Source organism: Cupriavidus sp. 22TCCZM01-5, from assembly GCF_057798915.1.
Map to the genome: position 1 here is coordinate 77,454 of NZ_JBYOJR010000013.1, position 11,889 is coordinate 89,342.

At 65.8% G+C, this 11,889-nt stretch carries 9 protein-coding genes; 7 read left to right on the top strand and 2 right to left on the bottom strand.

The features are described from left to right. Positions 1 to 160: 160 nt before the first annotated feature. On the bottom strand, positions 161 to 535 hold the full coding sequence (locus AC3FNH_RS14655; protein ID WP_276102061.1) for a PHA-granule associated protein 4: 375 nt from the start codon (positions 533 to 535) through the stop codon (positions 161 to 163). Positions 536 to 1,175: 640 nt separating this feature from the next. Between AC3FNH_RS14655 and AC3FNH_RS14660 the strand changes: the two genes are divergently transcribed. The 7 genes from AC3FNH_RS14660 (at position 1,176) to AC3FNH_RS14690 (ending at position 10,281) form a co-directional block, all read left to right on the top strand. Continuing rightward, positions 1,176 to 2,438, top strand: a complete 1,263-nt coding sequence (locus AC3FNH_RS14660; protein WP_488720542.1) for an ROK family protein — start codon at positions 1,176 to 1,178, stop codon at positions 2,436 to 2,438. Further along, positions 2,425 to 3,999: a sugar ABC transporter ATP-binding protein gene (locus AC3FNH_RS14665; protein WP_276102063.1), complete on the top strand. Its 1,575-nt coding sequence runs from the start codon at positions 2,425 to 2,427 to the stop codon at positions 3,997 to 3,999. Before AC3FNH_RS14660 ends, AC3FNH_RS14665 begins: the two co-directional genes overlap by 14 nt. A gap of 68 nt (positions 4,000 to 4,067) precedes the next feature. After that, positions 4,068 to 5,090 carry an ABC transporter permease subunit gene (locus tag AC3FNH_RS14670; protein WP_488720543.1) on the top strand — a complete coding sequence of 341 codons (1,023 nt, stop codon included), beginning with the start codon at positions 4,068 to 4,070 and terminating at the stop codon, positions 5,088 to 5,090. 37 nt (positions 5,091 to 5,127) lie between these two features. Continuing rightward, positions 5,128 to 6,078 carry an ABC transporter substrate-binding protein gene (locus AC3FNH_RS14675; protein WP_488720600.1) on the top strand — a complete coding sequence of 317 codons (951 nt, stop codon included), beginning with the start codon at positions 5,128 to 5,130 and terminating at the stop codon, positions 6,076 to 6,078. 45 nt (positions 6,079 to 6,123) lie between these two features. Then, positions 6,124 to 7,605: a glucose-6-phosphate dehydrogenase gene (gene zwf / locus AC3FNH_RS14680; RefSeq protein ID WP_488720601.1), complete on the top strand. Its 1,482-nt coding sequence runs from the start codon at positions 6,124 to 6,126 to the stop codon at positions 7,603 to 7,605. A gap of 47 nt (positions 7,606 to 7,652) precedes the next feature. Next, positions 7,653 to 9,284, top strand: coding sequence for a glucose-6-phosphate isomerase (gene pgi / locus AC3FNH_RS14685; RefSeq protein ID WP_488720544.1), 1,632 nt, complete (start codon positions 7,653 to 7,655; stop codon positions 9,282 to 9,284). Between the two features lie 88 nt (positions 9,285 to 9,372). Next, positions 9,373 to 10,281, top strand: a complete 909-nt coding sequence (locus AC3FNH_RS14690; RefSeq protein ID WP_276102066.1) for a carbohydrate kinase family protein — start codon at positions 9,373 to 9,375, stop codon at positions 10,279 to 10,281. Positions 10,282 to 10,309: 28 nt separating this feature from the next. Here AC3FNH_RS14690 and AC3FNH_RS14695 read toward each other — a convergent pair whose 3' ends face one another. Then, complete coding sequence (locus AC3FNH_RS14695) at positions 10,310 to 11,701, bottom strand: hypothetical protein (RefSeq protein WP_276102067.1); 1,392 nt, start codon at positions 11,699 to 11,701, stop codon at positions 10,310 to 10,312. Positions 11,702 to 11,889 lie beyond the last annotated feature (188 nt).

An 11,889-nucleotide genomic window follows, 5' to 3' on the forward strand; every position in this document is an offset into this window, starting at 1 on the left:
TCCTCAAAATTTGATCCGCACAGATTGTGCTGGGACTGCTTCCATCGTTGGATTTGTCGCAACTGCCCATTGCAGCATGACGTCGCGAACTTGCAGCATAGCCAAAGAGGTGTGCTGATGCCAAGCCTTCGGGGCCTGAGGGATTACTTTTGCGTCGGGGTTACTCGACCCAGAACGTATCGGCGTCCCGCAGCAGGTGCCCGGCAAGGATGTAGTCGCCCAGCCTCATGGCTTTCGCTTCCAGGGCTGCCAGTTCATTCGCAGTCAATTCGCTCAACACAAACTGGCAATAGAGATTGCGTTGACGGAACGTTAGCTTAGGACGCTTCAAGCCGGCAACAAGTGCCGCCGGCGAGCTGACGGCGATACTCTCATGGCCGCGGTACTCTACGCGGACGCCGGATTTCTCGCCCAGATGACTAAGTTCAGAAGCGTCTTGCCAACCAGTCTCATAATCGAGGTCGATGAGTCCTACGCCCGCCGCTTCGAGGAGTCTGATGGCCTCCCCTTTGGTTCCAGCCCGTGCCGTCGTCATTTCTGCCCCCGTTCAAAAACACTCGCGTACGAACCGCCGTATGCCCCATTGGATGATGATGTTCTGTTCACTTTTCCAATGACTAAGAGGCATCTTCCTGTCCATGCCTCGGATCACCGCGCTTGAAACCACAGGGAACTGTTCAGCGTCTCTTTGATTCCCTGACCAAAGCTTTCCTTAATTCTGACGTAAGAAAAATCTAAGTCAATAGGGTATAGGCACTGAATCAGCTTAGTAGAAGCGTGGCGAATCGGCTCAACTTCCCGAATTTCTGAAAGGCTGGGTGCTACAACCCGATCCGAGCAGACTGATCCATTGCCATCTCTCATGGCACGTGGGAGCTGCGAAATTGGCCTCTCGGGCTGGAGAGCGTAATCGGTATCGTCGCCTTCTATGTCGGCCGCCATCCGCGCTTTGGACACACTACGCTGCGCGGCGCTGGACCGCCTCAACCGCCAACACCGCCCGATTTCGCGAAGAGTGCGAGTAACCCCGAATCCACCCCGTTTTGGCAGCCTCAAAAGCGGCCCCGAGGGTTTCCCCGTAGTTGAGTTCTTCCTTGCTCTGTTCTTTAATTCAACATGAATTAATTAATGATGCCCAGGAGCACAGACCTGGAGCACACCGGACCGGAGACAAGATGAACGCATCCAAGGCAGGCCGTGGCGTCAACTCCGCCAGCCTGCGCCTTTACAACGAGCGGGCCTTGCTGCTGGCCCTGCGCCGCGCCGGGGAAGCATCCAAGGCAGACCTGGCCCGCATGGCGCAGCTCACCAATACCGCCGTCGGCAGCATCGTGCAGACACTGACCGACGAGGGCCTGGTCCAGCTTTCGGGGCGGCGCGTGGAAGGCCAGCGCGGACAGCCTGCCAGCCTGATCCGCCTGCAGCCCAAGGGGGCCTTCGGCATTGGCGTGCGGCTTGACCGCGGCAGCATGGAGGCCGTCATGGTCGACTTTGCCGGCCACATACTGGCCAGCCGCGCGCACCAGATGGTGCTGCCCCACCCCGACCAGGCGCTTGAGCTGGTGCGCCGCGACATCGACGAAATGCGCGCCCTGCTCACCCCGGCCGAGCAGAAGCGCCTGCTTGGCATTGGCGTTGCGCAACCCTACAACCTGGGCGCGTGGCTGCGTGAACTCGACGTGCAGGGCGAAGCCTTCCAGGCTACTTTTCGCGCCTGGGACGAGGCGGATTTCCCCGCCATGCTGGCGGCGGCCACCGGACTGCCGGTGTTCGGCGAGAACGACGGCACTGCGGCCGCGGTGGCCGAACTCTTCTACGGCCGTCACCATGCCCAGCACTTTCTCTACGTCTTCCTTGGCCCGGCCATCGGCGCAGGCGTGGTGCTCAACGGCGACTGCGTGCGCGGGGTCTCGGGCAATGCCGGCGACATCGCGATGATGCCGGTGCCGCCCAGCACGCTGGCGTCCGCCCCGGCAGTGCCGGGCCGCCGGCGGGACATCCTGATCTCGCGCGCCTCGCTCAACGCGCTGACGCGCCACCTGCGCCACCACGGTGTGACGGTGCACGGCCATGCCGACCTGCAACGGCAGGTGGAACTGAAGCACCCGGCCGTGGCGGAATGGGTGGATGACTGCGTGGACGCGCTGGCCCCTGCGCTGCAATCCGCGCTGGCCGTGCTGGACGTGCCGCTGGTGATCTTCGATGCCGATATCGACGGCGGCCTGATGGCTACGCTGATCGAGCGCCTGCAGCAGGTGCTGAACGACAGCGCCCCGGAGGCACGCCCAGCCGCGCGCATCGTACGCGGCTGCTTCGGGGCCAACGCCGGCGCAGTCGGGGCTGCATCCCTGCCGATGTTCATGAACTTCTCGCCGCGTGCGGAACTGCTCAAGGGCGCGTCCGCCATGGTTCCGGAGGCCAGCCATGCCACTGTCTGACACGATCACCGCCCCACGGCACGCCGCTGCGGCGCCGCTGCTGGAGATGCGCAACATCTCCAAGACCTTCCCCGGCGTCAAGGCGCTCAGCAATGTCCAGCTGACGATCTATCCCGGCGAGGTCCACGCGCTGATGGGCGAGAACGGCGCCGGCAAGTCGACGCTGATGAAGATCCTCGCGGGCGCCTATATCGCCGACGATGGTGCCGAGTGCCGCATTGCCAGCCATCCGGTCGTCATCGACGGCCCGCTCGCGGCCCGCGCCCACGGCGTCGCGGTGATTTACCAGGAACTGAGCCTGGCGCCCAACCTGAGCGTGGCCGAGAACATCTACCTGGGACGCCACCTGCACCGCCACGGCATGGTGGATCGCGCCGCCATGGCACGGGCCTGCGAGGCCACGCTGGCCCGGCTCGGCGCGGACTTCACGCCGCAGACCCTGGTCGAGCGCCTGTCGATCGCCCAGCGCCAGTTGGTGGAAATCGCCCGCGCGGTGCATTTCGAGAACCGCATCCTGGTGATGGATGAACCCACCACTCCGCTGTCTACCCGCGAGACCGACCGCCTGTTCGCGCTGATCCGCCAGTTGCGGGCCGACGGTATGGCCATCATCTACATCAGCCACCGCATGGCCGAGATCGACGAACTGGCCGACCGCGTCACCGTGCTGCGTGACGGCTGCTACGTCGGCACCCTGGAAAAGGCCGGGCTGACCCAGGCGGCGCTGGTCAAGATGATGGTCGGCCGCGACCTGTCGGGCTTCTACACCAAGACGCATGGCGAAACGCAAGCGGGCGACATTGTGCTGTCCGTGCGCAATATGTCTGACGGGCGGCGCGTGCGGGATTGCAGCTTCGACCTGCGTGCCGGAGAGGTCCTTGGCCTGGCCGGCCTGGTCGGGGCGGGCCGCACGGAACTAGCGCGGCTGGTCTTTGGCGCCGACACGCCCACCAGCGGCGCGGTGTACCTCGCTGGCTCGCCAATGGTCATTCACCATCCGCGCCAGGCCATCGACGCCGGCATTGCCTACCTGACCGAAGACCGTAAGCTGCAGGGCCTTTTCCTTGACCAGAGCGTGCACGAGAACATCAACCTGATCGTCGCCGCACGGGATGCGCTGCACGGCGGCCGGCTCAATCGTGCCAGCGCGCGCCGGCGCACGGCCGACGCCATCCGCTCGCTGGGCATTCGCGTGGCGCATCCCCGCGTCAATGTCGGCTCATTGTCGGGCGGAAACCAGCAGAAGGTGATGCTGTCGCGCCTGCTGGAAACGAAGCCGCGTGTGCTGATCCTGGACGAGCCCACACGTGGCGTCGACATCGGCGCCAAGGCCGAGATTTACCGCCTCATCGACGAGCTGGCCCGCTCCGGCGTCGCCGTCCTGCTGATTTCCAGCGAACTGCCGGAGGTGGTAGGCCTGTGCGATCGCGTGCTGGTGATGCGCGAAAGCCGGCTGGTTGGCGAGGTACGCGCCTGCCCGGATGCCGCCGCCACGCAGGAACGCATCATCGCCCTCGCCACCGGTGCTGCCGAGCCAACGCCAGCCACCGCGCTGCACTGAACCGACCATCCCCCGAGACCGCACAGACGGCCGGCGGCAAGCACCGCCACACAGATTCAGGAGACACCATGCGCAATTCGATCCACCCGACGGCACACGCAGTTTCTTCACACGGCGCGGCGCGCACGCTGGCCAGCCGCCGCGGCGCCACCACGCAGGAGCGCCTGCGGGCGCTGGGCATGCTGCCTGTGCTGGTGCTGCTGTGTGCCGGCTTCACGCTGCTGACCGACAACTTCGCCAGCCTGCAGAACCTGTCGATCATCGCGCAGCAGGCGTCGATCAACCTGGTGCTGGCGGCCGGCATGACCTTCGTCATCCTGACCGGCGGCATCGACCTGTCGGTCGGCTCCATCCTCTCGATCTCGGCCGTGGCGGCGATGCTGACTTCGCTGACGCCGCAACTGTCCGCGCTCGGCGTGCCCGCCGCCCTGCTGTGCGGCCTGTTGTTCGGGTTGGTGAACGGAACGCTGATCGCCTTCATGAAGCTGCCGCCCTTCATCGTCACGCTGGGCAGCCTGACCGCGGTGCGCGGGCTGGCGCGGCTGGCCGGACATGACAGCACGCTTTACAACCCCGACATCGGTTTTGCCTTCATCGGCAATGGTGACGTGCTGGGCGTGCCCTGGCTGGTGATCATTGCCGGTGCCGTGGTCGCGGTGTCCTGGTTCGTGCTGCGCCGGACGGTGCTGGGGCTGCAGATCTACGCCGTGGGCGGCAACGCCGAGGCGGCGCGGTTGTCGGGCATCAAGGTGTGGGGGGTACTGCTGTTCGTCTATGCGGTGTCCGGCCTGCTGGCAGGGCTTGGCGGCGTGATGTCCGCCTCGCGCCTGTACGCGGCCAACGGCCTGCAGCTGGGGCAATCCTATGAGCTGGATGCAATCGCCGCAGTGATCCTGGGCGGCACCAGCTTTGTCGGCGGCGTCGGCTCCATCGGCGGCACGCTGATCGGCGCGCTGATCATCGCGGCACTCTCCAACGGCCTGGTGCTGCTGGGCGTGTCGGACATCTGGCAGTACATCATCAAGGGCCTGGTGATTATCGGCGCGGTCGCACTGGACCGCTATCGCCAGAAGGGCTCGGCCCGCACTTGAGCACGCGCAGGAGACGGAAGTGATCAAGCAATTCCTGATGGTAGTCGCGCTTGGCGCGTGCAGCATAGCCGGCGCCATGGCACAAGCCCCGGCCACTGGGACCGTCGCGGCTGCCGCGCCACGGCAATTGAAGAAGGTAGGCGTCACGCTCGGCTCGCTCGGCAACCCCTACTTCGTGGCACTGGCCCGAGGCGCCGAAGCCGCGGCGAAGCAGGTCAACCCGCAGGCCAAGGTCACCGTGCTGTCGGCCGACTATGACCTCAACAAGCAGTTCTCGCACATCGACAGCTTTATCGTCGCCGGCGTGGATCTGATTCTGATCAATGCCGCCGACGCGCGCGCCATCGAACCGGCCGTGCGCAAGGCGAAGAAGGCGGGCATCGTGGTGGTGGCGGTGGACGTGGCCGCGGCGGGCGCGGACGCCACCGTGCAAACCGACAACCTCCAGGCCGGCGAGCTGGCCTGCGGCTTCCTGGCCGAACAGCTCAAGGGCCGCGGCAACCTCATCATCCAGAACGGGCCGCCGGTGTCGGCCGTGCTGGACCGCGTCAGGGGCTGCAAGGCGGTGCTGGCAAAACATCCGGACATCCGCATCCTGTCCGACGACCAGGACGCCAAGGGATCGCGCGAAGGCGGGCTCAACGTGATGCAGCTCTACCTGACGCGCTTTCCCAAGGTGGATGCGGTCTTCACCATCAATGACCCGCAGGCGGTCGGGGCCGACCTGGCCGCCCGGCAGCTCAACCGGCGCGGCATCCTGATCGCATCCGTCGACGGCGCGCCCGACATCGAGGCGGCGCTGAAGGCAGACACGCTGGTGCAGGCCTCGGCCAGCCAGGATCCGTGGGCCATTGCCCGCACCGCGGTGCAGCTCGGCGTCGGCATGATGAACGGCCAGCGGCCTGCCAAGCCGGTGGTGCTGCTGCCCTCGACGCTGGTCACGCGCGCCAATGTCCGCGACTACAAGGGCTGGGCGGCACCGAGATAGCGCCCGGCCATACCCGTACACCTTCAGACCTTTCCAGGTGAAATGATGGATAGCACCAAGACCGGCGCACCGGCCCCGGATTTCGATTTCGTACTGTTCGGCGCCACTGGCGACCTGGCCCGCCGCAAGCTCCTGCCCGCGCTGTTCGACGCGCATGCGGCAGGCGCACTGCACCCGCAAGGTCGCATCCTCGCGCTGGGCAGCCAGCCGCTGGACCACGAAGCCTACCTTGCCATGCTCAACGACGAGGTACTGCCCGCGCTGGCAGGCAGCGTCGTGGCATCGTCCTGGCCGGGCTTCCTGGAGCGCATCATCTACCTGCAGGTCGACGCCAATACCGAGCCGGGCTTCGACGCATTGGCCGAGCTGGTGAATGCCCGCGCCGCGCCGGTGGTGGTGTGCTACCTCGCCACCGCGCCACACCTCTTCGTCAGGATCTGCGAGCAGCTGGCGCGGGTAGGGCTCACGGGCCAACGCAGCCGCGTCGTGCTGGAAAAACCGCTTGGCCATGACCTGGAATCGTCCGAGGCGATCAATGCGGCGGTGGCGAAGTTCTTTGCCGAGGACCAGATCTATCGCATCGACCACTATCTGGGCAAGGAATCCGTGCAGAACCTGATGGCGGTGCGCTTCGGCAACGTCCTGTTCGAGCCGCTATGGCGGCGCGAGTGGGTAAAGGAAGTGCAGATCACCATTGCCGAGGAGCTGGGCGTCGAGCGGCGCGGCAATTTCTACGACCGCATCGGCGCGCTGCGCGACATGGTGCAGAACCACTTGCTCCAGTTGCTGTGCATGGTGGCCATGGAACCTCCCACCAGCCTGTCCGAAGACGCCATCCGCGACGAGAAGCTGAAGATCCTGAAGGCACTCCGGCCGATCCGGCCCGAGGAAGTCGCCGAGAAAGTCGTGCGTGGCCAGTACTGCCGCGGTGCGGCCGGGGGCGACCCGGTGCCTGGCTATGTCAGGGAGCCGGGCATCCCGCCCGAGAGCCGGACCGAGACCTTCGTCGCCATCAAGGCGGAAATTGCCAACTGGCGCTGGGCCGGCGTGCCCTTCTACCTTCGCACAGGCAAGCGCATGCAGTCGCGCGTGGCCGAGATCGTCATCCACTTCCACGATGTGCCCTGCGCCCTGTTCGCGCGCCCGCTGGGGACGCCGGCGGGAAACCGGCTGGTCATCACGTTGCAGCCGGAAGAGAGCATCCGGCTCTATTTCCTGGCCAAGCAGCCCGGTGACACGCAAGCGCTGGTGCCGGCCTCGCTGGATCTGCAGCGCCCGGAGGCAGGTCGGCTCGTACGCCGCATGGGCGCGTACGAGCGCCTGCTGCTGGATGTCATCCGCGGCAGGCTGGGCTTGTTCGTGCGCAGGGACGAACAGGTCCAGGCCTGGCGCTGGGTCGCGCCCATTCTCAAGACATGGGAGAACACCAACTCGGCGCCCAAGCTGTACACCGCCGGCACATGGGGGCCGGCGGCATCCAGCGCCCTCCTGTCACGCGACGGCATGGCCTGGCACGAAGAGATGTAGCCGCATTCCCGATCGCCGCACCCCGAGCACTGCATGGAGCAGCCCTGATGTCGACATCCCTCCCTGCCTGGCAGGCCTTGCGTGAGCACGCCGCCAGGATTCGTCATACCCATATGCGCGACTGGTTCGCGGGCCCGCACGGGCAGGTCCGTTCCGAGCGCCTGACGGCCGAGGCCTGCGGCCTGACGCTTGACTACGCCAAGAACCGCGTCACCGAGGAAACCCTGGCCCTGCTGTTCGAGTTAGCCAGCCAGGCGCGCGTGTGCGAGCGGCGCGACGCCATGTTTGCCGGCGAGCCGGTCAACACCACCGAGCGCCGCGCCGCGCTTCACATGGCGCTGCGCGCCCGCCCTGGCGACGCCTACAGGGCGTTGGGCGTGCCGGTGGAAGCCGACGTGTCGGCAGTGCTCGCACAGATGGAGCGCTTCGCAGAGGCAGTGCGCAGCGGCGCATGGACAGGTTTTGACGGCCGCGCCATCACGGATGTGGTCAACATCGGCATCGGCGGTTCCGACCTTGGGCCGCGCATGGTGTGCCGCGCCCTGGTACAGGATGCGGAATGCGCGCCGCGCATGCATTTCGTCGCCAACGTGGACGGCTGCGATCTGGCTGGCAAGCTGGCACGCCTGGATCCGGCCACCACGCTGGTGATCGTCTGTTCCAAGACGTTCACGACGCTGGAAACCATGGCCAACGCCCGCACCGCGCGCGACTGGCTGGTGCGCCACGGGGCCACGCAGGCCAGCCTGGCCCGCCATTTCGTGGCGGTGTCGACAAACCGCGACGCCGTGGCCGCATTCGGCATCGACCCGGTCAATATGTTCCCGTTCTGGGACTGGGTCGGCGGCCGCTTCTCATTATGGTCGGCGGTTGGCCTGTCGATCGCCGTGGCGATCGGCTTTGACCGGTTCCGCCTGCTGCTGGATGGCGCCAGGGCCATGGACCGGCATTTCGCCAGTGCGCCGCCCGAGCAGAACCTGCCGATGATTCTCGGCCTGCTCGATGTCTGGTACCGCAGCTTCCTGGGCGCAGGCAGCCGCTGCGTGGCGCCCTATTGCGAGCCGATGGAACTGCTCCCGGCCTTCTTGCAGCAACTGGAAATGGAGAGCAACGGCAAGTCGGTGCAGCACGACGGCGCCGCGCTGGAGGCTGGCTCGGCCGCGGTGGTATGGGGCACCACCGGCACCAACGGCCAGCATGCCTATTTCCAGATGGTGCACCAGGGCTCGCAGCTGGTACCGGTGGACTTCATCGCCTGCCTGCAACCGCACAGCGACTTGCCCGGCCACCATACCAAGCTGCTGGCCAACTGCTTTGCGCAAGGCGAAGCCTTGTTGCGCGGACGCACCGCCGACGAGGTGCGCGCAGATGGGCAGATCGATGAGGCGCTGGTGCCGCACCTGGTGTTCGAAGGCAACCGTCCCAGCAACACCCTGTTGTTGCAGCGCCTGGATGCGTTTCACCTGGGTGCCTTGCTCGCCATGTCCGAACATCGCACATTCGTGCAAGGCACACTCTGGAACATCAATTCCTTCGATCAATGGGGTGTGGAACTTGGCAAGATGCTGGCCCGCCCGATTGAGCGCGAACTGGAAGGTGCGCCGGGACAGTTGCACGACGCGTCGACAACCGCGCTGATCCGCCGCGCGTGCCGCGCCAGGGCCATGACGCCGGACTGATATCTGCCGGACGCAGCAGCCCGGCCGCCCGCTTCCACAATTCAATCCAGCCGCGCAGTTCGCGCGGGCTCAGATCCAGGAGTCATCGATGTCCAAATCCTTGCCCCGCTACGTCGTATTCGGGGAGGCTCTCACCGACATGGTTCTCCAGGCCGACGGAACATGGCTCAGCCTGCCAGGCGGTTCCTGCTGGAACGTGGCACGCGTCGGCGCGCGCCTGGGCATCGACACGGCCTTTGCCGGCGCGGTCAGCCAGGACCTGTTCGGCGATGCACTGGCCCGGGCCAGCGAGCAGGCCGGACTGGACATGCGCTTCCTGCAACGTGTCGAACGCTCGCCGTTCCTGGCGTTTGTCGCTTCGCGTCATCCTCCGCAGTACTTCTTCGTGGGTGACGACAGCGCCGACCTGCATTTCGACCCGTCCCGGCTGCCGCAGGGCTGGCGCCAGGCGGCGCAAGTCATTCACTTTGGCTCCATCAGCCTGGCACGTCAGCCGCTGGCCGCGTGCCTGTGCAAGGAAGCCACGCTGGCGGCCGGCGCCGGCAAGCGCATTGCCTTCGACCCGAACTACCGCAAGCTGATGAATGCGCCGGGCTATGGCGAGGCGCTCGCGCACATGCTGCGGCTGGCCGCCTACGTCAAGATCTCGGATGAAGACCTGGCGGGCCTGTTTCCGGCGCTGGCCCTGGACGCCGCGCTCGCCCAGGTGCGGGCCATGGCGCCGGACGCCACCATCATGCTCACACGCGGGGCCGACGGCCTGACCCTGATCCGGTCCGAAACCGTGGTGGAGCAGCCGGCGTTCCGGGTGAACGTTGCCGACACCGTAGGTTGCGGGGATGCCGCCATGGGCGGCTGGATAGCCGCGCTCCTGGCCGAGCCACGGCCCGACCTTGCGGCACAGGCGCGCCAGGCCGCTGCCGCCGCGGCAGTGGCTGCCAGCCATGCCGGTGCATACGCCCCCTTGCGGCAAGAACTGGAGGGCCTGGCCGGCTGACCGCCACCCGCTATGACGCCGGCGCCGCTCAAAAAATGTCCTCCATATGGTCTTTTTGCAAGCGGATATCCTCCGGACTGAGGACGATATAGCCAAGGGCTTTCAGCAACTGCACGGCCTCCAGTTCGGCATCCAGATACACAGGCCGTTCGGGGCGGCGCGCGCGGGGCGCGAGCAGCTGCGAGATGCTGGCATACGGGCTCGACACGTCCCTGCCATCTGGTCGTCTGGCAGTAACGATGCGGTAATGCTCCAGGTTGGGTTTCCAGGAAACGTCAACGGCGGCATTGAACCTGGAGGTGCAAAGTCGTAGCCGCTTCAGCGCTGTCAGCCAGCGCACGAATGCATCGCGCTCGGTCGGAAGGTAACCCTTGAGCAAGACGTTGAGATCGTCCAGCACGGTGCCCCCTGCGGACACCTGATCATCTTCCAATAAAGAAATCTCAAGCGCCACGCGCTGGTATCCGTCCTGGTCGTAGATCGCGCATTCGCTGTCCAGCACGCCCTCATACAGCAATTCGCACAGCAGGGCCCACGCTCGTGGATTCTTGTCGAGCCTGCCTTCGAGCGTGGGATCCAGCTGGCTGAGAACGTCCGGGATGGGGCGGTCCTGGCCGGACTGAAGGGCCAGGGCGAAGGCCGTTGCGTTGTCCGACCGCCTGTCGCCGCGTGCCAGCATTTGCACGGCGGCTTCCTTGAGTTCGCGGATTTCCGTGGCGGTATCGGTGGCTTGCTTCCATGCATACTCTTCGAGACTGGCAGCCAGTTTGCGCGCTGGCCTGGCCAGTTGGCCGGCCAGTGTCTGGACGAAGCCCACGCATACACTGCAGCGGCATTCCAGGCGACCAGCATGCAGGAAGCCGGCGTATAACCGTTCCTGATGTCCGCAGTGCCGGCATTCGACAGAGAACCCGCCCTGCCGCGCCGGCCGCTGCATCGCGAGCAAGCCATCGACCTGGTAGTGGGCTTGTCCGTCGCAGCATGGACAGATCCACTGGAGCTTGTGCGCACCGTCGCGCGGCGCCACCGCGCGGTCAAACTGGCGCTCGATGACGCTTCGGGGAATCCCCTGGGAGCGCCCGAGCACGTCCGCGGAGTAGCGCCAATAGCAATACGAGTGCGCGGCGGCGGCCGCGTCCGGATCCAGACGCTGCAGCTCGGGCAGGAGGCTGGTACTGCGCCGGATCTCGTCTGCCCAGGCATCAACCAGCGCTGGCCCGCCTGGCATCACGGCTTCAAGGGCGGCGCGGCTCTGCGCCAGGAAGTCCGGCACGTGAACCCGGCGGATGAAGTCCTCGTTCTCGAGCCAGAACAAATGCCCGGGGAGGGTTTCCAGTGCATCGACGCCGGCCCTGACTTCTGCCATGCCCGGACAGGCAAGAAATGTGAAAGGTCTACTAAACAGGAAAGTATCTGCCATGCTTTTGTCAGCGGGGGTATCCCGCCTACGAGACTTCAATCACCCCGCTTGCGAACACTCCGCCCCATGACGCGGGCGAACGCCATCGCGCGGACCGCGCAGCTTCATGGCGCCGGTCCGTCTCGGGGACTTTCCCCTTCTTGTTTTTTATGGGTATTCTGTCTCGCGCAGATTTACACCTGTCGCAT

Bases quoted from the DNA above. Each gene is read 5' to 3' on its own strand.
- AC3FNH_RS14655 (WP_276102061.1), bottom strand. From the start codon at position 535: ATGACGACGGCACGGGCTGGAACCAAAGGGGAGGCCATCAGACTCCTC.
- AC3FNH_RS14660 (WP_488720542.1), top strand. From the start codon at position 1,176: ATGAACGCATCCAAGGCAGGCCGTGGCGTCAACTCCGCCAGCCTGCGC.
- AC3FNH_RS14665 (WP_276102063.1), top strand. From the start codon at position 2,425: ATGCCACTGTCTGACACGATCACCGCCCCACGGCACGCCGCTGCGGCG.
- AC3FNH_RS14670 (WP_488720543.1), top strand. From the start codon at position 4,068: ATGCGCAATTCGATCCACCCGACGGCACACGCAGTTTCTTCACACGGC.
- AC3FNH_RS14675 (WP_488720600.1), top strand. From the start codon at position 5,128: ATGGTAGTCGCGCTTGGCGCGTGCAGCATAGCCGGCGCCATGGCACAA.
- zwf (WP_488720601.1), top strand. From the start codon at position 6,124: ATGGATAGCACCAAGACCGGCGCACCGGCCCCGGATTTCGATTTCGTA.
- pgi (WP_488720544.1), top strand. From the start codon at position 7,653: ATGTCGACATCCCTCCCTGCCTGGCAGGCCTTGCGTGAGCACGCCGCC.
- AC3FNH_RS14690 (WP_276102066.1), top strand. From the start codon at position 9,373: ATGTCCAAATCCTTGCCCCGCTACGTCGTATTCGGGGAGGCTCTCACC.
- AC3FNH_RS14695 (WP_276102067.1), bottom strand. From the start codon at position 11,701: ATGGCAGATACTTTCCTGTTTAGTAGACCTTTCACATTTCTTGCCTGT.